The following is a 21,061-nucleotide window of genomic DNA, read 5'->3' as shown; positions in this document are numbered from 1 at the left end:
TAAAGCGCGCGGTCGGGCGTTCAACCGCGGATTCAGCGTTGCTTGAACACGGATATGGAACGGTTGAACACGCCGAACGGTTGAACGCCGAGTTCGCACGGCAATGTAGGAGGTGTCCCCGGGGTTCGGGTCTTACTACGGTGAATGTGCGAGTAATTCGGCCCTCGAAAGCAGCGGAAAGGGAGAGACGTGCCGGTCGAGAAGGTCGCGCTCATCACGGGCGCCAACAAGGGCATCGGCTTCGCCGTCGCACGGCAGCTCGCTGAGCAGGGGATCGTCGTCCTCGTCGGCGCGCGGGACGAGGTGCGCGGCAAGGAGGCCGCCGACGCGCTGACGGGCGACGGTCTCACGGCGGTGCCGCTCCGGCTCGACGTGACGGACCCGGCCTGCGTGGCCGAGGCCGCCGCCGAGATCGAACGGCGGTACGGCCGCCTGGACATCCTGGTGAACAACGCCGGCGTCGCGGGCGGCTTCACCGGAACACCCGGTGAGGCGACCGCCGCCGACCTGCGGGAGGTCTACGAGACCAACGTCTTCGGCGTGGTCACCGTGACCCACGCGATGCTGCCGCTGCTGCGCCGGTCCCCGGCCGGACGCGTCGTCAACCTGTCCAGTCACGTCGGGTCGCTGACCCTGACCGCGCATCCGGATTCCCCGCTGGCCGGGGTCGACATGATCGCCTACCAGTCCTCGAAGACCGCGCTGAACGCGATCACGGTCGCCTACGCGAAAGAGCTGCGCGGGACCCCGATCAAGGTCAACGCCGCCCTCCCCGGAGTGGTGGCCACGGACATCAACCACCACCGCGGTCACCGGACACCCGCCGAGGGAGCGGTGATCGCGGTCCGGCTCGCCCTGCTGGACGAGGCCGGACCCACGGGCCGGTGCCTGGCGGACGACGGACCCGTTCCGTGGTAGCGCGCACGAAGAACGTGGTGGCGCGCATGAGGAACAAAGTCGCCGACAGCACGAACACAGAGAGGTGATTGGCTTTGTTGCAGATATCGATCAGCGACCTCCAGAGCATCATGCGCGAGTGCGCCGGCGAGGACGAGGACACGCTGCCGCTCGAGGAGGCGCCCGACCAGCCGTTCGACGAGCTGGGATACGACTCCCTCGCGCTGCTCGAGACGCACAGCCGGATCGAGCGGGACTACGGCGTGGAGCTGTGCGAGGACGAGGTCGGGGCGATGAACACCGCCCGGGAACTCGTCGAGTTCGTCAATTCGCTGCTGCAGCTGAAGGTGATGTCGGCGGCCTGATCCCGCGCGGGATCGCAAGAGACGTAAGAGACGCGACAGACGTGAGAGATCCGGAGGCAGACAGTGGCGGTTGAAGGAACGATCCTGGTGCTGGGCGGTACCGGCCGGCAGGGCGGGGCGGTGGCCCGCGAACTGCTGCGACGCGGGCATACCGTGCACGCCCTGGTCCGCGACCCGTTGAAGGCCGAGGCGCGGGCGCTTCAGGAGGCGGGCGCGGTACTCGTCCGCGGTGACCTGGACGACGAGGCGTCGCTGGCGGCGGCGATGACGGACGTCCACGGAGTGTTCAGCGTCCAGACGTTCCGCGGCCCGGGCGGGGTCGAGGCCGAGGAGCGGCAGGGCAGGGCGGTGGCCGACGCGGCGGTACGGGCCGGCGTACGGCACTTCGTCTACAGCTCGGTCGGCGGCGCGGACCGGGACACCCGGGTCCCGCACTTCGAGAGCAAGCTGCGGATCGAGGAGTACCTGCGGACGCTCGACCTGCCGACGACGGTGCTGCGGCCGGTCATGTTCCACGACATACTCCTCGACATCGCCCCGCGGCCGGTGGACGGCGAGCTCGTGCTGTCCCTGTGGCTGGACCCCGAGACCCCGGTCCAGCTCATCGCGACCGGCGACATCGGCCTGTTCGCCGCCGACGCGTTCGAGAACCCCGACGCCTGGATGGGCCGGGTGGTCGAGATCGCCGGTGAGGAGCTGACCGGACCGCAGATGGCCGCGGCGTTCGAGGCCGTGTCCGGCGTCCCGACCCGCTTCCAGCAGCTGCCCATCGAGCCGCTGCGCGCGGCCCGCCCGGACCTGGCCAACATGTTCGACTGGTTCGAACGCGACGGCTACCACGCCGACCTGCCCGAACTGCGCCGGAGCAGGCCGGACCTCGTCTCCCTGGAGACCTGGCTGAGCACCAACTGGACCGCCCCTCTGGCCGGCTCGCGACGCTGACTCCGCATCCGGGTGTCTAGGTGAAGAGCGGATCGCGGGTACGGGTGCGCTTGAGTTCGAAGAACCCGTCGGTCCCGGCCAGGGCGAGAAAACCGTCCCAGAGTTTCACCGCGGCCTCGCCGCGCGGGGTCGGTGTCACCACGGGGCCGAAGAACGCCACGTCACCGACCGCGATGACCGGGGTGCCCACCTCGGTGCCGACGCGGCCGATGCCGTCGTTGTGCGAGGCGCGCACCGCGCCGTCGAACGCGTCGGACGCGGCCGCGTCGGCCAGGGCGGGGTCGAGGCCCGAGGCGGCCAGGGCCGCCTCGTAGGTGGCCCGCTCCTTGGGCGCCTTCTGGAGATGGAACCGGGTGCCGAGTTCGGAGTAGAGCCGGCCCAGCACCTCGGAGCCGTAACGCTGCTCGGCGGCGGCGCAGACCCGCACCGGCTCCAGACGCAGGGCCAGGTCCCGGTGCCAGCGCTCGGGCAGGTCGGTGCGCCCCTCGTTCAGGACGGTCAGGCTCATGAGGTGCCACCGCAGCTCGAGGGGCCGTAGCCGCGCGACCTCGAGAGTCCAGCGGGAGGTCAGCCACGCCCAGGGGCAGGTCGGGTCGAACCAGAAGTCCACCGGGATCGGCGTGTCGTGCGGCAACGTCGGCCTCCTTGCCCTTGTCGTGGGGTCGCGATCAGTAGTTTCCGAGGCCGCCGCAGACGTTGATCGCCTGCGCGGTCACGGGCGCGGCCGCGTCGGAGACCAGGTAGGAGACGAGGCCGGCCACCTCCTCGGGGGTGGAGTAGCGGCCGAGCGGGATCTTCGCCTCGAAACGCTCCAGGATCTCCGCCTCGCTCGTGTCGAAGTGCACGGCATACCCCTGCCGCACCCGCTGTGCCATCGGGGTCTCCACATAGCCGGGGCAGACGGCGTTGACCGTGACCCCCGTCTTCGCCAGCTCCAGCCCGAGCGCCTTGGTGAAGCCGACGACACCGTGCTTGGACGCCGAGTAGGGGGCGCCGAGCACCACGCCCTGCTTGCCGCCGGTCGAGGCGATGTTGATGATCCGGCCCCAGCCGCGTTCGACCAGGCCGCCCGCCTTGAGCACCGCGCGAGTCATCAGGAAGACGCTGTTGAGATTGGTGTCGATCACGTCGTACCAGAGCTCGTCGGCGATCTCCGCGGTCGTGCCGCCGCCGCTGCGCCCGGCGTTGTTGACCAGGACGTCGATCCGCCCGTACCGCTCGACGGCCGCGTCGACGAGGCGGGCGACGTCCGCCGGCTTGCGGACGTCGGCGGCCAGGCCGTCGGCGTCGTGACCGTTCGCCCGCAGCTTGCCGACCGTCTCCTGGACGGCTTCGGGGCTGCGTGCGCACAGGAAGACCCTGAGTCCCTGGCTCGCGAGCTGCTCGGCGATCGCCAGGCCGATTCCGCTTGTGCCGCCGGTGATCAGCGCCACCTGCTGTCCGTTGTCCGCCATTCCGCTTGCTCCTTCTCCGGGTGTATGCGGGGCCGAAACAACCTGGCAAGAAGGGCCGGAATGCCGGTCGAGGGCCGGTGGAGAAAGCTCTGTTCGACCGCATGAATTCTCCAGTTGAACGTTCGAAGAGGGAATTCTGAGAATTCCGCGGTTGCGGGTCCGAGAAGTGCCGACCTATCGTCTGGAATCCACGAAAAAGGCGCTGCGAAAGGAAAGCCATGTCTGCATTGCCCGAGGTTCGCGACCAGTCGGAGTCGTATGCGCTGCTCGATCTGATCCAGGGTGCCGTGATCACCCAGGCGATATTCGTCGTGGCCAAGCTCGGCATCGCGGACGTGCTCGCCGACGGACCGCTGTCCGCCGAGGACATCGCCCAGCGGGTCGGAGCCGACGCCCGGGCGATCCACCGCATTCTGCGCGCCCTGTCCGGACACGGGGTGTTCGCCGTCGGTGCGGACGGCCGGTACGAGAACACGCCGCTGTCCGACAAGCTCCGCGACGACGCGCAGGACTCGATGCGCGGCTTCGGCCTGCTGATGGGCCACCCCCTGCTGTGGGAGGAGTGGGGCCACCTGCTCACCACCGTGGAGACCGGCGAGCCCAACCTGCCGAAGCTGCGCGGCATGGGCGCCCTGGACTTCTTCCACGCGACCCCGGAGTACGCCGGCGTCTTCTTCCAGGCCTTCGGCCAGCTCTCGGAGTCGGAGACCGACCCGATCCTGGCGGCCTACGACTTCTCCCAGTTCGAGACGGTCGTGGACGTCATCGCCGGCCGCGGCAACCTGCTGGCGGGCATCCTCAAGCAGGCCCCGGACGTCAAGGGCGTGCTGTACGACTCCGAGGTCGCGACCGTGGACTCGCCCGCGCTCTTCGAGTCGGCCGGGGTGGCGGACCGGCTCACGATCGAGCACGGCGGTTACCTCGACAAGCTGCCGTCGGGCGGTGACGCCTACCTGTTCAAGCACATCATCCACGACTTCTCCGAGGAGGACGCCGTGACGGCCCTGCGCAACGCGCGCGAGGCCATCAACCCCGACGGCAAGCTGCTCGTCATCGAGTACGCGCTCCCCGAGAAGAACGAGCGCCACCTCGGCCACACCATCGACCTCTGGCTGATGCTCATGCTCGGCGCCCAGGACCGCACGCTGGCCGAGTACACCGAGCTGTTCGCCAAGGCCGGCTTCAAGGTCACCCGGGCGGTCCCCACCGGCGCGCCGATCTCGATCATCGAGGCGATCCCGGTCTGATTCCCGGCAACCCCCCACACCCACCGAAGTCGAGGTTCAGGACAGCTCAGGACACTCAGGACGGGAAAAAGAGATGGACACCGATGTCATAGTCGTCGGGGCGGGTCCCGCGGGACTGACGCTCGCGGCCGAACTCCGCCTCGGCGGCGCCGATGTCGTCGTCTTCGAGCAGCGGGCCGAGCGGAGCTGGGAGTCGCGCGGCATCGGCTTCACCGCGCGCGCCACCGAGATGTTCCACCAGCGCGGGATCCTCGAACGCCTGGAGAACATCGAGATCACCCGGCAGGGGCACTTCGGCGGCATCCCGATCGACTACGGGGTGCTGGAGGGGTCGCACTTCGGCGTGCGGGGTGCGCCCCAGTACAAGATCGAGGAGATGCTCGAGAAGCGGGCGCTGGAGCTGGGAGCGTCCCTGCGCCGCGGCTACGAGTTCACCGGCCTGACCGACACCGGGGACGGCGTCACCGTGACCGTGCGGGGCCCGGCAGGACCCGAGGAGTGCTCCGCCCGCTACCTGGTGGGCTGCGACGGCGGGCGGAGCACCGTCCGCTCCCTGGCGGGCTTCGAGTTCGCCGGCGCCGACGCCACCCGCGAGATGTACCTGGCGGACGTCCGGGGCTGCGACATCAAGCCCCGGCCGATCGGCGAGCTGCGGCCGAACGGCATGGTGATGGCGGCGCCGCTGGAGCAGGGCTACACCCGCATCATCGTCTGCGAGAACGGCACCTCACCGGACCGGAGCCGTGAGGTGACGTTCACCCAGGTCGCGGACGCCTGGCAGCGGTTGACCGGCGACTCGATCCACGACGGTGAGGCGCGGTGGGTGAGCCGCTTCACGGACGCCACCCGCCAGGCCACCGAGTACCGGCGCGGCCGGGTGCTGCTGGCGGGCGACGCCGCCCACATCCACCTCCCCGCCGGCGGACAGGGGCTGAGCGTCGGCGTGCAGGACGCCTTCAACCTCGGCTGGAAGCTCGCGGCGACGGTCAGGGGCTGGGCCCCCGAGGGCCTGCTCGACACCTACCACGCCGAACGGCACCCGGTGGGGGCGCGTGTCCTGCGCAACACGCTCGCGCAGGGGACGCTGAACCTCACCGGCAGGTCGGTCGAGCCGCTGCGCGCCGTCATGGCGGAGCTCGTCGCGATCCCTGCGGCGGCCCGGCATCTGTCCGGCATGGTGAGCGGCTTCGACATCCGCTACGACCTGGGCGGAGGCGACCTCGACGGGCCGGCGCACCCCCTGCTCGGCACCCGGATGCCCGACCGCGGGCTGGAGCTCGCCGACGGCGGCCACGACCGGATCGCCCGGCTGCTGCACCCGGCCCGGGGCGTCCTGATCACCTCCGACGCCTCGGGAGACACGAGCGCAGTCGCCTCCGGCTGGGCCGGCCGTGTCGACGTGGTCCGGGTGAACGGCTTCCCCGCCGGACCGGAGGAGGGCGGCGCCACGACCGAGTCGGTGCTGCTCCGTCCCGACGGCTACGTGGCGTGGACGGCGCCGGGCGGAGGCGATCTCGCGGCCGCGCTGGGGCGCTGGTTCGGCGAGCCCCGATAAGAGCCTGTGTCATATCCCCCGGCCGGGCGCGCGCGAGAGCCCCGCGCCCCGTTCGGGGCGCTCCTTCACCGAAAGGAAGAGAAACGTGACCGAGAACGCGGTCCGTGAAACGGAACACGAGATCGACGTCTCCGCCCCCGCCGAACTGGTGTACGCGCTGATCGCGGACGTAGGCAGATGGCCGGAGGTCTTTCCCCCGACCGTGCATGCCGAAGTCGTCGAGAGGGACGGCGACACGGAGCTGATCCGGCTCTGGGCGACGGCGAACGGCGCCGCCAAGACCTGGACCTCCCGGCGCGTGCACACCCCGGAGCTGCTGACGGTGACGTTCCGCCAGGAGCGTTCGCAGCACCCGGTCGGCGGCATGGGCGGGGCGTGGGTGGTGGAGCCCGTCTCCGCGACCTCGTGCCGGGTGCGCCTGCTGCACGACTTCCACGCGGCGACCGACGACCCCGCCGACCTCGACTGGATCAGCGAGGCGGTCGACCGCAACAGCGCCTCGGAGCTGGCGGCGCTGAAGGAGAGCGCCGAAGCGAGCGGCCCCGACGAGCTCATCACCTTCGACGACACCGTGACGGTCGACGGACACGGCAAGGACGTCTACGACTTCCTCAACGAGGCGCAGCTCTGGCAGGAGCGGCTGCCGCACGTCGCCCGGGTGTCGCTGGAGGAGGACGAGCCCGGACTCCAGATCCTGGAGATGGACACCCGCACCAAGGACGGCAGCACCCACACCACGCGGTCCGTGCGCGTGTGCCGGCCCTCGACGGCCATCGTGTACAAGCAGATCGTCCTGCCCGCGCTGATGACGCTGCACACCGGGCGCTGGCTCATCGAGGAGCGGGACGGCGGCGGGGTGTCGGTGACCTCGCGGCACACCGTGCGGATCAACACCGAGAACATCGCCGAGGTGCTCGGCGCGGACGCGACGGTCCACAGCGCGCGGGAGTTCGTCCGCACCGCCCTGAGCGGCAACAGCCTGGCCACCCTGGGCCTGGCGAAGGCCCACGCCGAGGGCGTGGCCGGCGGGCGCACGCGGCCGTGAACCCGCCCGGGGCGGCGGCACGGGTCGTCATCGTCGGCGCGGGCCCCGTCGGGCTCCTGCTGGCCTGCGAGCTGCGGCGGGCCCGGGTCCCGGTGATCGTCGTGGAGCGTCTCGCCGTACCGATGACCGAGTCCCGGGCCAGCCAGCTCACCACGCGGACCGCCGAGCTGCTGCACGAGCGCGGGTTCGACGCGCTGCTCGCCGAGGCCGCCCACGAGCCCCGGACGCACTTCGGCGGGCTGGGGTTCGAGCTGTCCCGGCTGCCCGGAGCGGACAGCGCGTACTGGGGCAACTGGAAGGTGCCGCAGTACCGCACCGAGGCCGTCCTCGGCGAGCGCGCCGTGGAGCTGGGCGCGACCCTGCTGCGCGCGCACGACCTGACCGCGCTCACCGAGCGGCCGGACCACGTCGTCTGCGGGGTCCGGGGCCCCGACGGCCCGCTGCAGATACGGGCGGAGTACGTGGTGGGCTGCGACGGCGCCCACAGCACGGTACGACGGCTGGCCGGGTTCCCCGTGACGGCCACGGCGGCGACGAAGGAACTGCTGCGGGCCGACCTGACGGGGCTCCGGATCCGCGACCGCCGGTTCGAACGGCTCGCCGGCGGCTTCGCGGTGGCGGCGACCCGCGACGGCGTCACCCGGGTGATGGTGCACGCGTTCGGTACGGCGCCGGCCGCACGCCCCGGGCCGCCCGCGTTCGCGGAGGTGGTCCACGCCTGGGACCGGGTGACCGGAGAGGACATCTCCTTGGGAACCCCCGTCTGGCTGGACGCCTTCGACAACGCCAAGGGGCAGGCCGACTCCTATCGGCGCGGACGGATCCTGCTGGCCGGCGACGCCGCCCACTGGCACCCGCCGGTCGGCGGCCAGGCGCTCAACACCGGGCTGCAGGACGCGGTCGACCTCGGCCGGAAACTCGCCGAGACCGTGCACGGCCGCGCCGCGCCCGGACTCCTCGACACCTACCACGACGTACGGCATCCCGTCGCGGCCCGGGTGCTCCACCACGTCGCGGCCCAGGAAGAGCTGATGTACGGCGGCCCCGAGAGCGAGCCGCTGCGCGCGCTCTTCTCCGAGCTGATCGGCCTCGACCGGGTGCGCGCCCATCTGACGGCGATGGCGAGCAATCTCGAACACCGTTTCTGACACACCCACACCTATGGACGGCGGGCAGACAGTGCAGCACTTCGACACGGACGTGATCATCGTGGGGGCCGGTCCCACCGGCCTGATGCTCGCGGGCGAACTACGCCTGGCGGGCATCGAGGCCGTCGTACTGGAACGGCTCACCGAGCCGATGCGGCAGTCGCGCGCACTCGGCTTCTCGGCCAGGACCATGGAGGAGTTCGGTCAGCGCGGGCTGCTGGAGCGGTTCGGCGACATGGGCGTCATCCCGATCGGCCATTTCGGCGGCATGCCCCTCGACTACACCATCGTGCCGGGCGGCAACTTCGGCGTGCGCGGGGTGCCGCAGGCGTTCACCGAGGCGATCCTGGCCGGCTGGGCCACCGGGCTCGGCGCCGAGATCCGCCGGGGCTGGGAGCTGACCGGGCTGACCGCCGGGGACGACGGCGTCGAGGTGAGCGCGGACACCCCCGACGGCCCGCGCACCCTGCGCGCCGCCTATGTGGTGGGCTGCGACGGCGCGCGCAGTGCCGTGCGCAGGCTGTCCGGCATCGACTTCCCCGGCTACGAGGCCACCCTCGAGATGCTGATGGCCGACGTCACCGACGTCCAGGTGCGGCTCCGCCCCACCGGCGAGCTCGGCGACGCCGGCATGGTCGTCGTCCTCCCCGTCGGTCCGAACACCACGCGCGTCGTCGTCTTCGAGCGGGGCGCCGGGGTGCGGCCGACGTCGGAGCCGCCCACGTTCCCGGAGGTGGCCGAGGCCTTCAAGCGGGTGACCGGTGACGACATCAGCGGCGGCACCCCGGTGTGGCTCAGCTACTTCACCGACGCCAGCCGCCAGGCCGCCCAGTACCGCAAGGGGCGGGTCTTCCTGGCGGGAGACGCGGCGCACATCCACATGCCGATCGGTGCGCAGGGCATCAGCGCGGGCCTGGGCGACGCCGTCAACCTCGGCTGGAAGCTCGCCGCCGAGATCCGCGGCCACGCCCCTCAGGGGCTGCTCGACACCTACCACACCGAGCGGCACCCCGTGGCGGCGCGCATCGTGGCCAACACCCTGTCCCAGCGCACCCTGTACCTCGGCGGCCCCGAGATGGAGCCGATGCGGGCGGTGTTCGCCGAACTGCTGGCCCACGAGGACGTCCAGAAGCACCTGGTCGGCATGGTCACCGGCTTCGACATCACCTACGACGCCGGACCCGGCGACCACCCGCTGCTCGGCCGCCGGCTGCCGGACTTCGAGCTCACCGGCGGACCGGCCGGCCCGGCGACCGCCTACGGACTCCTGCACGGCGGGCGCGGCTTCGTCCTCGACCTGCGCGGCGACGCCGAGCTGGGCACCGCCGCCGGGCCGTGGAGCGACCGGATCGACGTCGTCACCACGGCGTCCCGGCCCGAGGGCGCGCTCGCGGACGTCGAGGCTCTGCTGGTCCGGCCGGACGGCTACATCGCCTGGACCGGCTCGGGCGGATCCGGGGCGGCCGGCCTGACGGACGCCCTGAGCCGCTGGTTCGGGGCTCCCCGCGCCACCCACTAGAACCCCGACCCACACCAAGGAGGAACCATGCCGTTCATCAACCCCGAAGACGGGCACCTGACCGTTCTCAACCTGTTCAAGACCAATGCCTGGGCGCGCGTGGACACGCTCGTCCAGGAGATGTCGAAGATCGTCGACACCGCGGCGTTCCCCGGCTGGATCTCCAGCACCGTGCACCGCGGGCAGGAGAAGCCGGGCACCTTGAACTTCATCCAGTGGCGGGGCATGCAGGACCTGGAGTCGCGCTACAACGACAGCGAGTTCAAGCACCACACCGTTCCGGTGTTCCGGGAGATCACGACCTATGTCCGCCTGATGCAGACCGAGGTGGAGTCCAGCCTGCGGCACCCCGCGCTGGGTGACGTCACGGAGGTCTCGCCGGACCGCGACGACTACACGGTCATCGAGGTCCTCGGTGTGGACCCCGCCGAGCAGGGCGCCCTGGTCGCCACGCAGGGCACCGCGCACAACTGGCTGGTGGATGTGCCCGGTTACCGTTCGCAGACCGTGCTGCGCGGCATCCGCTCCCGCAACCTGGAGGGCGGCGCCGGAACCCTGGCGACCGTGGGCGCGGACCGCGACTTCGTCGTGGTCTACTCCCAGTGGGACGGCAAGGAGTCCTACGACGCCTTCCGCACGCAGGCCGAGGCCGAGTGGCCGTCCGCCCGCCGCGCCTTCCAGGACAAGCGGAACGCGCTGATCACGAGCGCCGACTGGAACAGCTACCGCCCCGTCCACACCCGGTCCGCCACACAGCCCGCGGCGGCCTGACCTCCCTTACCGCGCACACGACTAGGGGCCCCTGGCTGGATGCCAGGGGCCCCAAGTCATGGCCCGGTGCTAGCCGGCGATCTTGTCCCAGTGCCACCCGGAGTCGAACGAGGTGACCTCGATGTGCACGCCGCCGGCGACCAGCGTGGCGGCCAGACTCGTCGCCCTCGCGACGAACGCGGAGGCCCGGTGCGCCGCCAGCAGGTCCTGCTCGTCGAACGGCAGCCCCTCGCAGCGCAACAGCCGCAGGTCCATGAACCCGTTGAACCGCCGGCCCAGCACCTCCACCGCCTGCGGACTGCGCACGGTGAAGCGGACCCGGGCCGCGACATGGCCGTTGTGGTGCTGGTCGGAGTAGTACGCGAGGTCCGGGATCACCGGTGGGACGAAGTGGTCCCGTGCCGCGATCTCGGGAACCTTCGGCAGGTTCCCGACCAGGAAGTGCCACGAGTTGTACTGCATCCGCGAGGAGATGGCCCACGAGGTGTCGGCCAGCCGCCCGGCGGAGCCGCCGAACAGCCGGCTGGACTCCGGCGACGGTACGACACAGCAGAAGAAGTGCGGGATCTCCCAGCCGGCGATCGTGTCGTACGCCTCCGCGCGCAGCGCCTCGATCAGCGCGGGCAGCGACCGCATCCCGCGGCTCATCGCGAAGTCGGCGTCGAACACCACCGTCGCCGCCCGCACGGTCTCGTACACCAGGGACTCCAGGCCCGAGCCGAACTCGCCGTGCGGCTCGGCCAGCCAGCCCGGCGATGCATCGAGGCACGCCGTCAGCTCGGCGAGGGTGCCGCCGGTGACCGGGAGCCGCTCGCGCAGGCGCGCGCAGAGCGCGGCCTCCAGCCGCTCGGCGTCCTCCTTGACCGGACCGGCGACCCGCTCGATCTTGTGCATCAGCGGGCCGTAGATCTCCCGGTACAGCTGAACGCTCCCCATCAGCTCCCGGCGCCGGACGGCCAGCGCCTCGGCCAGCTCGACCAGCGCGGCCACCCGGTGCGAGGCCGGGGCCGGCACCGGGGGCAGGGCGCCGGAGGCCGCGTTGTAGGCCGTCCGCGTCCGCTCGAGCAGGAGCGCCACATGGTCGGGCGTGAGCTGGGTGCCGTTGGCCTCCTCGATCCGGGCGTACCCGGCCGACCGCACGAGCAGCGTGAGGCAGACCACCAGGAGCACGTCGCTGTCCGACCACAGCTCAAGAGGCACCGCCGCCAGGCTGCTCAGCGCGCAGTCGGGGTGCCCCGGCCGCAGCGTCTTGCCCGCCAGGGTGTTCCGGTCGCGGAAGTTGGTGTACTGGCGGTCACCGGCGTAGAGGACGAACGGCGCGGTCCTGATCGCCGCCTCCGTCAGCTCCGCGAGCAGCTCACGGCGGCCGTCGGCGCCGGCCTCCAGCAGCCACCGGCGGCAGTCCTCGGTCGACTCCCGCAACCGCTCGGCGGCCAGGGCGAGTTCGACCTGGTAGTCCGCGAGGTCACCGGCCGACCACGGCACCCGCAGGACGCCGTCGGCCAGGTCGGCCGCGCCGCCGAGCGGGCCCTTCGACGGGACCCGGACGAGGACCCGGCCGCTCGTGTCCAGCCCGATCTCGCCGAGAAACGCGGTGGTGGTGCCGACGGCCGGGGCGGTACCCCGGCCGTCGTCCCGCCAGGACCTGCCGACCAGGACCTTCAGCGCGGTCTCGTCCTCGACGGGCAGGGCCCGCAGCTGGATGTCCGCCGGGACGTGCCCGGCGAGCGTGAGCAGCGTGTCCACGGCGGTGGCCAGGTCCGGGGCGGCGGCCGCCTGCCGCCAGGTCTCCCTGAGCAGGCTCGGGAACCCGGCGTCCGCCGCCATCAGGTAGTCGGGCTCGCCCGCGGCACCGGCAGGCCGGCCGAGCCTGCTGGGCCTGCGGCTCTGCCGTGCCTTCGCCAGGGCGGCCCGGCGCGGGAGCGAGGTGTCCCGCTCGGTGGGGAAGGTCATGCGGTTCCCCTGACTGTCAGATCGATGTGGTCCCACATACGGGCCTCGGTGGCGCTCCACTCCTCGTCCACGTAGATGCAGTCGACCGGGCAGACCATCACGCACATCGGGCAGCCGGAGCAGAGTTCGGGCACGATCACGACGTTGAGCCCGTCGTCGAAGATCGCCCCGAACTCGGGCGGGCAGTTGCGCAGACACGTGTCACACGTGATGCACTCCGACGTCTCGATGCGACGCGGTGGCTTCTTCCAGTTCTCGTCGCGGTCCCGCCGCGCGATCCGCTCGGTGCGTCCGGCGGCGGCTACGGACGGAGTGTCTTTGACCCTCGACAAGGTGTGCCCTCCTCACAAAAGATGACCCGTCAGCGGGCGTGCTCGGTGATCGCCTTCGAGATGCCGTCCCAGAGCCGCGCCCTGGCCGCCATGGCGCGGTCGATGGTCTCCCGGCACTCGGCCCACTTGGCCTCGTCGTCGCCGCACAGGTCGGCGAGCATCTGCATCGCCATCGGCGTGTGCTCCTCGGCGTCCACCTGGATGTGCCGCCTGAGGTAGTCGACGAAGGTGGACAGCGAGCCGAGGCCGGCGTTGAGCGTGGCGACCTGGTCGAACATGTCGGGGATCAGGTCCTCGCGGCCGAAGGCGAACGCCGCGGCCTGGCAGTGCACGGGGGAGTGGTCGATGAAGTCCCAGGTCGTGCCCACGAACTCGGCCACCGGCTGCGCCACGCCCGCCTCCCGCAGCGCGGCGGGGACGGAACGCCCCTCGCGGATCAGGGCGATGAAGGCGTCGATGCGCGAGGTGTCGGCGCCCGCCTGGCGCATGCCGTCGAGGTACAGCTCGAAGTGGCTGATGAAACCGTCGCCGAGCTCGTCGCTCTCCTCGACGAGGACGATGTCGTTGATGAGCCGGCGGCTTCCGGTGGCGGCGGACGGCACCCACGGCACCTCGACGCAGGTCAGCTGCCGCTGCAGGGACTTGAGCAGGGACATGAAGTCCCACACCGCGAACACGTGGTGCTCCATGAACGTGACGACCGCGTCCACGGAGGTCAGCTGGTGGTAGACCGGGTGGCTGAGGACCTTCTGCCGGGACGGCTCGATGGCGTCCTTGAGCGTCTCGATGGCCGGGTGGGTGCCATCCCATTCGTAGCGGGACATGTCTAATCTCCTTGATTCGGGCTGGTGTTGACGGGCAGGGACGATCAGAAGGCGCCGAAGTACTCGCGGTGCTCCCATTCGGTGACGCCGGCCGGGACGCTCTCGGGGTGCTCGGCGGCGCACCAGGCGTCGAACCTGGCGGCCTCGCTCTCCTTCAGCTTCGCCAGGCAGGCCTTGAGCGGTGTGCCGAGCAGCGATTCGGCGCTGTCGCTGGTGCGGAACGCCTCCAGCGCCTCGCGCAGCGTCCTCGGCAGGGGCGGACGGGGGCCGTCGCCGGCCGGCACGCCGGAGAGCAGCCCTTCGAGGCCCGCGTGCAGTTGGGCGGCGACGGCGAGATAGGGGTTGGCGCACGGCTCCCCGATCCGGTTCTCGACGTGGGTCGAACTGCCGCCGCTGAGCACCCGGACCAGGGCGCTGCGGTCCTCGAACCGCCAGTCGACGGAGGTCGGCGCGAGCGAGAACTCCGGGGCCAGGCGCCGGTAGCCGTTCACGGTCGGCACGGACAGCAGGCAGAGCTCCCGCGCACGGGAGAGCAGGCCCCCGATGTAGGCCTCGCCCTCGGCGGAGATGGTGTCCTGCAGGCCGTCGCCGTCGGCGAACAGGTTGCGGCCGGTCTTCGTGCTGGTGACGGACTGGTGCAGGTGCCAGCCGCTGGGGTCGAAGCTCGCGAGCCGCGGCAGGGTCATGAACGAGGCGTGGTAGCCGCGCCGCCGGCACTCCTGCTTGAGCTGGGTGCGCAGCAGCAGCATCGCGTCGGCGGCGTCCAGCGCCAGCATCGGATCGAAGGTGGTCTCGAGCTGTCCGGGACCCGACTCGTGCTCGAACGAGCGCAGGGGCAGGCCGAGTTTCATGAGCATCGCGGCCAGCGGGTCGGTGACATCGGCCACCGAGTCGTAGTGGCTGTCGAGGTTGAACTGGTAGCCGGGGTTCACGGCCGCCACCTCGGGGGCGGGACCCTGCAGACCGAAACCGTTGCCCTCGTTGCCCACCGGACCGCCGGTCAGCCGGGTGAGGTACCACTCGACCTCGAGACCGACGACCGGGGACAGATCGTGCCGGGCGTACTCGGTGCAGACCCGGCGCAGCACGTCACGGGCGGAGAGCGGGTGCGGGGTGCCGTTGCGGAGGTACTCGTTCCCGAGCACCCAGGCGGTCCTCGGCCCGGTCCTCGGCAGTACCTGGAACGTGCGCGGGTCGGGGACGAGCACGAAGTCGCCCGCGCCCAGCAGTTCGCCGACCCCCACACCGGCGTCGGCGAGGAAGTCGACGGCGACGGCGTGGCCGGTGTCGAAGAGGAACGGCCCCGCGCTGAAGTCCATGCCGTTGCGCAGCACCGAGCGGAACACGTGCGCGGGCACCGTCTTGGACCGGGCGAGCCCGTGCGGGTCACAGAAGACGACCCGGACGAGATCGACCTCGTCCAGCTGCAGTTCGACCTGCTCGGCCGCGGCGGCCTGCCGGTCGTCCCAGAGCCCGAACTCGGCGACGAACGAGGGACGTCCGACGCCGCTCCCGTCGCCCTGCAGGGACCACGACCTGGACAAAGTGATCACTTTCCTTTCACGGTGAGGCCGGGGGGTGTCAGGGAGAGGCCGAGCGCCGTCCCGAGGAGCCCGGCGGCCGAGAGCACGAGGTCGTCGCCGGCCCGGCTCGCGAACCCCTCGGCGGACGAGGGGAGTCGGGGCGCGGGCAGGTCGAGGCCGAGGGTGGTCCCGAGGAGTCCGGCGGCCGAGAGGGCGAGGTCGTCGTCGCCGACCCGGCCCACCGGCTCGGCGGTGACCGAGGGGCTTACGGTGCCGCTCGCTTCGTCGTGCAGGAACCGCGACCTGGTGAGCATGATCACTTTCCTTTCGTGGTGGGGCCGGGGGGTGTCAGGGAGAGGCCGAGCGCCGTCTCGAGGAGCCCGGCGGCCGAGAGCACGAGGTCGTCGTCGCCGACCCGGCCCACGAGCTGGAGCCCGACCGGGAGCCCGGCCGGCGTGAGACCGACGGGGAGCGACAGCGCGGGCTGGCCGGTGAGGTTGAAGGGGTACGTCGCGGGGGACCACGCCAGCCAGCGCAGGTCCCCGGGATCGGCGGCCCACGGCGGGGCGATCGCGTCGACGGCGAACGGCTCCACCGGGACGGTCGCCATGGCCAGCAGGTCGTAGGCCTCCATCACCGAGGCGAGCCGCGCCCGCAGAGCGAGCCGGGTCTCCTCGGCGCGGGCCACGGCGGCGCCGCTCAGTGAGCGCCCGTACCGCACGATCGCGAGCCGGCCCGCGTCGCACCACGGCTCGTCCGCGGGCGCGGTGCCGTGCGCGTCGGCCGCGGCGAGGACGTCCACCAGGGCGTCGTACGGGTCCGGGAACGGGACCTCGACGCGCTCGACGCGGTGTCCCAGCGCGGTCAGCACCGGCAGGACGCCCTCGGTGACCTCGCGGACCGGGCCGGCGGTGCCCGGGAACTCGATCCAGCCGACGCGCAGCGGGGCGGGCGGCGGCGCGGGCACCGACGGCGCGGTCAGCGAGTCGGGGTCGCGGTGGTCGGGGCCCGCCAGCACCGGCATGAGTTCGGCGACGTCCGCGACGCTCCGCGCGAGCGGCCCGACATGGGACAGCCGCTCGGCACAGGGCGGCACATAGGGGATCCGCCCGAAGGAGGGCTTGAACCCGACCACACCGCAGAACGCCGCCGGGATGCGGACCGACCCGGCTCCGTCCGTGCCGAGCGAGGCGGTGCACAGGCCGGCCGCCACGGCGGCCGCCGACCCGCCGCTGGAGCCGCCGGCGCTGCGGTCGGGTGCCCAGGGATTGCGGGTGGGGGAGCCCACCCGGCTGACGGTGCTCGCACTCCAGCCGTACTCCGACGTCGTCGTCTTCCCCACGACGATCGCGCCCGCGGCCCGCAGCCGGGCCACGGAGGGCGCGTCGGCGGCGGTACGACCGTTCGGCAGCAGCGACCCCCGCCGGGTGCGGAGGTCCTCGGTCTGGATCAGGTCCTTGACCGACACCGTGACGCCGAGCAGCGGCCGGCCGCGGAAGGCGGCCTCGCCGAGATGGGCCAGGAGGCGGTCGGCCGCCTCGGCCTCCCGCAGCGCGCGGGCCTCGGCGACCTCGACGTACGCACCGAGCTCCGGGTCCGTCGCACGGATGGCGGTGAGCACGTCCAGCACCTGCCCGACGACCGTGGAATGACCGTCGAGAAATAATTGCCGTGTTTCGTGAATGCCGCGCCGGATCGGCTGCCTACTCTTCGTTGTCGTGGAGTCAGACACGAGACCACTACAAGTCATCAGCCGAATTCATCGCAACTTGCGGATTGCGGGTGTTGCATCTGCGTGCATTCCACAGTTGAACGTGATTTCTTGCGAATGGCCACACGTGCCCAGCAGCATGTTTCCGAGGTAATTCACACGTACTTATCACACAGGAGAAGACCCGATGACTCCACGGATGGACAACCCTTCCCTGGTCGTTCCCGGTGCCCTGCAGCCCCTGCTCGACCTGACCGAGGTCATCGGCAAGGTCGGCATCCCGCGCGCGACCCTCGACCTCGTCCGGCTGCGGGTCAGCGAGATCAACGGCCGTGTCTACACGCTTCCGGACGACCCGGAGGAGGCGGCGAAGGCGGACGAACGCCTTCCGCTGGTCGCCTCCTGGCAGACCGAGTCCTGCTTCTCCGAGGCCGAGCGCTCCGCGCTGGCGATGGCCGAGGCCGTCACCCTGATGACCGACCCGGAGGACATGGCGTCGGACGAGGTCTGGGAGGACTCCGCCCAGTACTACACCGACGAGCAACTCGGCGCGATGGTCATGCACATCGGCCTGGTCAACCTGTGGAACCGCGTGAACGTCGCCACCCGGCAGGAACCCGCGGCCTGGCGCTGAGGAAGGGACAACGGCACCGTGCTGAAGCTCATCAACGCCGGCCTCGGCAGGACCGGCACCACATCACTGCAGGTGGCCCTGGACCGGCTGGGTCTCGGCCCCTGCTTTCACATGTTCGACATCGTCGGCGACGACGAGCGCCTCGCGCAGTGGGAGAAGATCGTCTGCGCCGGTGAAACCCCCGACTGGGCGGCGGTGTTCGACGGGTACACCTCCGCGGTGGACGGTCCCTGCGCGGTCTACTACCGGCAGATCAGCGAGGCGTTCCCCGAGGCCAAGGTGATCCTCACGGTGCGCGACGCCGAGCGCTGGTACCGGAGCACCTACGACACGCTGTACCAGTTCGCCCTGCGCAGCATGGAGCACCCGCCGGAGCCCGGCTCCCGGCAGGACCGGCTCTTCCGGGTCGTCGGCACCATGGTCTGGGACGGCCTGTTCGAGGGCCGGTTCGCCGACAAGGACCACGCCATCGAGGTCTACCACCGGCACAACGAGGACGTCGTACGGGCCCTCGGCGCGGACAACGTCCTCGTGTACGACGTGAAGCAGGGGTGGGAGCCGCTGTGCGCCTTCCTCGGCGTCGACGTTCCCCAGGAGGAGTTCCCGCACGCCAACGACTCCGAGGCCATGCGCCGGCGGATCGCCCAGGCGGCCGGAGCCGGTCCGGTCGCCACCGGTTGAGTCAGCGAGGAGCATGCGGTGCTGATCTCGGAAATGAAGATCGCCGGCGCCTTCCGCGTCGAACCCGAGCCCCTGCACGACCGGCGGGGACACTTCTTCGAATCGGTGCGGGCCGGCGCCCTGCAGGCCGCCACCGGCTGGTCGTTCGCGGTCCGTCAGGTCAACTACTCCGTGTCCCGGCGGAACACCCTGCGGGGCATCCACGGCACCAAGGTCCCGCCCGGCCAGGCCAAGTTCGTCACCTGTGTGCGGGGCAGCGCGCTCGACATCGCCGTCGACATCCGCGTGGGCTCGCCGACGTTCGGCCACTACGACATCACCCACCAGAGCCCGGAGACGGGAACGGCCGTGTACCTGCCCGACGGGATCGGCCACGCGTTCCTCGCCCTCACCGACGACACCTGCATGAGCTACCTGTGCTCGCAGGAGTACGTGCCGGGAACGATGATCGACGTGGACGCGCTCGATCCGGCTCTGGCGCTGCCGTGGCACCTCGAGGAACCGCCGATCCGCTCGGACAAGGACGCCGCGGCCCCGACCCTGGCCGAGGCGGCGGCCGCCGGGCTGCTGCCGACCTATGAACAGTGTCTGCCGCCCCGTTTCCACATCACTCAGCCGAGCTGCGTCAGGTAACGGACGCGACGGTCAACGCAACAATTCCGATTCGACAGCGCGCCGCGAGGCGCGGGAAATGACAGGAGGTGGCCCATGGCGGCGACCAAAAGCAAACCGGGCACGCCCGGGGCGTTTTCCCGGTGGATGCAGAAGAAAATGAACGCCCGGATGATCCGTAAGGCCCGTGCGGGCAAAGCCACATTCATGGGCATGGACGTGCTGATCCTGCACACGGTGGGCAGCCGGAGCGGGCAGCCGCGGGAGACTCCCGTGGCCTGGTTCGGCGACGGGGACGACGCCTGGATCAGCATCGCCTCGGGCGGCGGAACCCAGAACCCGGACTGGTACACCAATCTGATGGCCCACCCGGAGCGGGCGACGATCGAGCTGCCCGGCCGCGGCCCGATGAAGATCACGCCGCACCGGCTCACCGGCGCCGAGCGGGAGCAGGCGTGGAAGCTCATCTCCACCGCCCAGCCCCGTATCGCCAAGTACCAGAGCAAGTCCGACCGGGAGTACCCGATCGTCAGGTTCATGCCTCGCTAGCACGGGAGCCACGTGAGGGCCCGACAAGGCCCGACGAGGCCCGACAAGGCCTGAGAAGAAGCGAGAAGAGACGGCAGCCGGTGTCCGCGCACACCGGCTGCCGTTCTCGTGCGGCACGAGGCCCTCACCCGTTCCCGCTCACCGCGTCCCGCCCGCCAGGGCGTGCGCGCGGATCCGGGCCATCAACCCCGCCTGCCGCACCAGTTCCCGGTGGTGCGCCGGACGCGCCGCCGGATCGCGCAGGGCTTCGTGGAACGCGGTGAACACGCCGACGAACTGGTCCGACGCCGGCGCGACGATCCTGGTCTCACGGTCCTTCTGCTCCAGCCGCAGCACCGGACGGGCGACCCGGGAGGGGGTGAAGGCCCATTCCAGCGTCAGGCGCCCCTTGCTGCCCCAGAGGTCGTAGGTCGAACGGTAGCTGTGGGACAGGCCGAACGAGCAGTGCGCGGTGACGCCGTCGTCGTCCCGCAGCAGCGCCACTCCGGAGACGTCCACCCCGAGTTCCGGATCGAACTCCAGGGCGGCCCCAAGGACCTGCGCCGAGGCCCCGAGGTACTCCTGGGCCGCGCGCACCGGATAGCAGCCGACCTCCCACAGCGCCCCGCCGCCGAGGTCCGCCTGGTACTTGATCCCGTTCGGGTCGGTCGGCGGAATGCCGAACACGCCGTTGTAGGACCGCAGTTCCCCGATGACGCCGTCGGCCAGCAAGGAGCGCGCCTGGTCGTGCTGGGGATGCCGCAGGAAGGCGAAGTTCTCCATGACGAGCAGGCCGCGCTCCTCGGCGAGCGCGACCAGGGCGCGGGCGGTCTCCTCGCCGGGCACCGCCGGCTTCTCCAGCAGGACGTGCTTGCCCGCGCTCAGCGCCCGCCGCGCCCATGCGGCGTGCTCGCTGTTCGGCAGCGGGATGTACACCGCGTCGATGTCGGGGAGTCCGAGGAGCTGGTCGTACCCCGCGACGGCCTTGCAGCCGACCGAGGCCGCGATGCCCTCGGCCTTCTCCTGGGACCGGCTGGCGACGGCCACCAGGTCGAAGGGCGACTCCAGGATCGCCGGGAGGGCTCGTCGTACGGCGATGTCGGCGCACCCGATGATGCCGATACCGGCCCGTCGCCCGGGTCCATGAACGGGTGTCAGATCTTCGATTCTCACAGGTCCACCTAAACGACAAGAGGAATGCGCGTGCCTGAAAGCGGGATGGTGTCAGCTTGGGTGGGCGGTGCTTTGTTCGTCAATACCCGCCGATATTGCGGCGGTCGGGGCATCGGCGACGCTTTCGGTCGTGTGTTGGTCCGCTAT

General features: G+C 71.1%; 22 protein-coding genes. 13 read left to right on the top strand and 9 right to left on the bottom strand.

All coding sequences use genetic code 11. The features are described 5' to 3' along the window. Positions 1-189: 189 nt before the first annotated feature. From ACZ5DS_RS25890 to ACZ5DS_RS25880, 3 genes are all read left to right on the top strand, one after another. Positions 190-918, top strand: coding sequence for an SDR family oxidoreductase (locus ACZ5DS_RS25890; protein WP_468242736.1), 729 nt, complete (start codon positions 190-192; stop codon positions 916-918). A 74-nt stretch (positions 919-992) separates the two neighbouring features. Beyond that, positions 993-1,262 carry an acyl carrier protein gene (locus ACZ5DS_RS25885; protein ID WP_468242733.1) on the top strand — a complete coding sequence of 90 codons (270 nt, stop codon included), beginning with the start codon at positions 993-995 and terminating at the stop codon, positions 1,260-1,262. Positions 1,263-1,325: 63 nt separating this feature from the next. Beyond that, the gene (locus ACZ5DS_RS25880) at positions 1,326-2,204 is read left to right on the top strand and encodes an NmrA/HSCARG family protein (protein ID WP_468242731.1); all 879 of its coding nucleotides are present in this window, start codon (positions 1,326-1,328) and stop codon (positions 2,202-2,204) included. A gap of 16 nt (positions 2,205-2,220) precedes the next feature. Here ACZ5DS_RS25880 and ACZ5DS_RS25875 read toward each other — a convergent pair whose 3' ends face one another. Together ACZ5DS_RS25875 and fabG are read right to left on the bottom strand one after the other, a co-directional pair. Then, positions 2,221-2,838 carry a mycothiol-dependent nitroreductase Rv2466c family protein gene (locus ACZ5DS_RS25875; protein WP_468242729.1) on the bottom strand — a complete coding sequence of 206 codons (618 nt, stop codon included), beginning with the start codon at positions 2,836-2,838 and terminating at the stop codon, positions 2,221-2,223. Between the two features lie 34 nt (positions 2,839-2,872). Beyond that, a complete protein-coding gene (fabG, locus tag ACZ5DS_RS25870; protein ID WP_468242726.1) occupies positions 2,873-3,658 on the bottom strand; it encodes a 3-oxoacyl-ACP reductase FabG in 786 nt (261 codons plus the stop codon). Between the two features lie 218 nt (positions 3,659-3,876). On the opposite strand from fabG, the gene ACZ5DS_RS25865 reads away from it, so the two are divergent. From ACZ5DS_RS25865 to ACZ5DS_RS25840, 6 genes are all read left to right on the top strand, one after another. Beyond that, positions 3,877-4,905, top strand: coding sequence for a methyltransferase (locus ACZ5DS_RS25865; RefSeq protein WP_468242723.1), 1,029 nt, complete (start codon positions 3,877-3,879; stop codon positions 4,903-4,905). Between the two features lie 73 nt (positions 4,906-4,978). Then, entirely contained in the window at positions 4,979-6,460 is a 1,482-nt protein-coding gene (locus tag ACZ5DS_RS25860) for an FAD-dependent monooxygenase (protein ID WP_468242721.1), read from the top strand. Between the two features lie 85 nt (positions 6,461-6,545). Continuing rightward, complete coding sequence (locus ACZ5DS_RS25855) at positions 6,546-7,505, top strand: aromatase/cyclase (RefSeq protein ID WP_468242719.1); 960 nt, start codon at positions 6,546-6,548, stop codon at positions 7,503-7,505. Then, positions 7,502-8,653 carry an FAD-dependent monooxygenase gene (locus ACZ5DS_RS25850; protein WP_468242716.1) on the top strand — a complete coding sequence of 384 codons (1,152 nt, stop codon included), beginning with the start codon at positions 7,502-7,504 and terminating at the stop codon, positions 8,651-8,653. Before ACZ5DS_RS25855 ends, ACZ5DS_RS25850 begins: the two co-directional genes overlap by 4 nt. Before the next feature lie 13 nt (positions 8,654-8,666). After that, complete coding sequence (locus ACZ5DS_RS25845; protein ID WP_468242714.1) at positions 8,667-10,172, top strand: FAD-dependent monooxygenase; 1,506 nt, start codon at positions 8,667-8,669, stop codon at positions 10,170-10,172. 27 nt (positions 10,173-10,199) lie between these two features. Beyond that, a complete protein-coding gene (locus tag ACZ5DS_RS25840) occupies positions 10,200-10,943 on the top strand; it encodes an antibiotic biosynthesis monooxygenase (RefSeq protein WP_468242711.1) in 744 nt (247 codons plus the stop codon). Between the two features lie 69 nt (positions 10,944-11,012). Here ACZ5DS_RS25840 and ACZ5DS_RS25835 read toward each other — a convergent pair whose 3' ends face one another. Genes ACZ5DS_RS25835 through ACZ5DS_RS25810 form a run of 6 tightly spaced genes read right to left on the bottom strand, consistent with a single transcriptional unit; the run spans position 11,013 to position 17,196 of the window. Beyond that, positions 11,013-12,896, bottom strand: a complete 1,884-nt coding sequence (locus ACZ5DS_RS25835; RefSeq protein WP_468242709.1) for a hypothetical protein — start codon at positions 12,894-12,896, stop codon at positions 11,013-11,015. Continuing rightward, entirely contained in the window at positions 12,893-13,228 is a 336-nt protein-coding gene (locus ACZ5DS_RS25830) for a 4Fe-4S dicluster-binding protein (protein WP_468242707.1), read from the bottom strand. The genes ACZ5DS_RS25835 and ACZ5DS_RS25830 overlap by 4 nt, the downstream gene beginning before the upstream one ends. A gap of 29 nt (positions 13,229-13,257) precedes the next feature. Continuing rightward, entirely contained in the window at positions 13,258-14,052 is a 795-nt protein-coding gene (locus ACZ5DS_RS25825) for a DUF3050 domain-containing protein (protein ID WP_468242704.1), read from the bottom strand. Positions 14,053-14,096: 44 nt separating this feature from the next. Continuing rightward, positions 14,097-15,605 (bottom strand): glutamine synthetase family protein, encoded by a 1,509-nt coding sequence (locus ACZ5DS_RS25820; RefSeq protein ID WP_468242702.1) that lies wholly within the window; start codon positions 15,603-15,605, stop codon positions 14,097-14,099. Continuing rightward, positions 15,602-15,889 (bottom strand): hypothetical protein, encoded by a 288-nt coding sequence (locus tag ACZ5DS_RS25815; RefSeq protein ID WP_468242700.1) that lies wholly within the window; start codon positions 15,887-15,889, stop codon positions 15,602-15,604. Before ACZ5DS_RS25815 ends, ACZ5DS_RS25820 begins: the two co-directional genes overlap by 4 nt. Before the next feature lie 2 nt (positions 15,890-15,891). After that, positions 15,892-17,196: an amidase gene (locus ACZ5DS_RS25810; protein WP_468242697.1), complete on the bottom strand. Its 1,305-nt coding sequence runs from the start codon at positions 17,194-17,196 to the stop codon at positions 15,892-15,894. A gap of 277 nt (positions 17,197-17,473) precedes the next feature. On the opposite strand from ACZ5DS_RS25810, the gene ACZ5DS_RS25805 reads away from it, so the two are divergent. The 4 genes from ACZ5DS_RS25805 (at position 17,474) to ACZ5DS_RS25790 (ending at position 19,762) form a co-directional block, all read left to right on the top strand. Further along, positions 17,474-17,920, top strand: a complete 447-nt coding sequence (locus ACZ5DS_RS25805) for a carboxymuconolactone decarboxylase family protein (RefSeq protein ID WP_468242695.1) — start codon at positions 17,474-17,476, stop codon at positions 17,918-17,920. A gap of 18 nt (positions 17,921-17,938) precedes the next feature. Further along, positions 17,939-18,601, top strand: a complete 663-nt coding sequence (locus ACZ5DS_RS25800; protein WP_468242693.1) for a sulfotransferase family protein — start codon at positions 17,939-17,941, stop codon at positions 18,599-18,601. Positions 18,602-18,634: 33 nt separating this feature from the next. Further along, entirely contained in the window at positions 18,635-19,234 is a 600-nt protein-coding gene (locus tag ACZ5DS_RS25795; RefSeq protein ID WP_468243005.1) for a dTDP-4-dehydrorhamnose 3,5-epimerase family protein, read from the top strand. Between the two features lie 75 nt (positions 19,235-19,309). Next, complete coding sequence (locus tag ACZ5DS_RS25790; protein WP_468242690.1) at positions 19,310-19,762, top strand: nitroreductase/quinone reductase family protein; 453 nt, start codon at positions 19,310-19,312, stop codon at positions 19,760-19,762. A gap of 138 nt (positions 19,763-19,900) precedes the next feature. On the opposite strand, the gene ACZ5DS_RS25785 is transcribed toward ACZ5DS_RS25790, so the two are convergent. Continuing rightward, complete coding sequence (locus ACZ5DS_RS25785; protein ID WP_468242689.1) at positions 19,901-20,914, bottom strand: Gfo/Idh/MocA family protein; 1,014 nt, start codon at positions 20,912-20,914, stop codon at positions 19,901-19,903. Positions 20,915-21,061: the final 147 nt, after the last annotated feature.

This window comes from Streptomyces sp. NPDC031100 (assembly GCF_055570785.1).
The sequence above is the reverse complement of the archived record's forward strand: the minus strand, read 5'-3'. Positions and strand labels throughout refer to the sequence as shown.

Coding starts and splice junctions, on each gene's coding strand:
- ACZ5DS_RS25795 (WP_468243005.1), top strand. CDS start 18,635: ATGAAGATCGCCGGCGCCTTCCGCGTCGAACCCGAGCCCCTGCACGAC.
- ACZ5DS_RS25840 (WP_468242711.1), top strand. CDS start 10,200: ATGCCGTTCATCAACCCCGAAGACGGGCACCTGACCGTTCTCAACCTG.
- ACZ5DS_RS25835 (WP_468242709.1), bottom strand. CDS start 12,896: ATGACCTTCCCCACCGAGCGGGACACCTCGCTCCCGCGCCGGGCCGCC.
- ACZ5DS_RS25790 (WP_468242690.1), top strand. CDS start 19,310: ATGGCGGCGACCAAAAGCAAACCGGGCACGCCCGGGGCGTTTTCCCGG.
- ACZ5DS_RS25825 (WP_468242704.1), bottom strand. CDS start 14,052: ATGTCCCGCTACGAATGGGATGGCACCCACCCGGCCATCGAGACGCTC.
- ACZ5DS_RS25860 (WP_468242721.1), top strand. CDS start 4,979: ATGGACACCGATGTCATAGTCGTCGGGGCGGGTCCCGCGGGACTGACG.
- ACZ5DS_RS25845 (WP_468242714.1), top strand. CDS start 8,667: ATGGACGGCGGGCAGACAGTGCAGCACTTCGACACGGACGTGATCATC.
- fabG (WP_468242726.1), bottom strand. CDS start 3,658: ATGGCGGACAACGGACAGCAGGTGGCGCTGATCACCGGCGGCACAAGC.
- ACZ5DS_RS25815 (WP_468242700.1), bottom strand. CDS start 15,889: ATGCTCACCAGGTCGCGGTTCCTGCACGACGAAGCGAGCGGCACCGTA.
- ACZ5DS_RS25805 (WP_468242695.1), top strand. CDS start 17,474: ATGACTCCACGGATGGACAACCCTTCCCTGGTCGTTCCCGGTGCCCTG.
- ACZ5DS_RS25865 (WP_468242723.1), top strand. CDS start 3,877: ATGTCTGCATTGCCCGAGGTTCGCGACCAGTCGGAGTCGTATGCGCTG.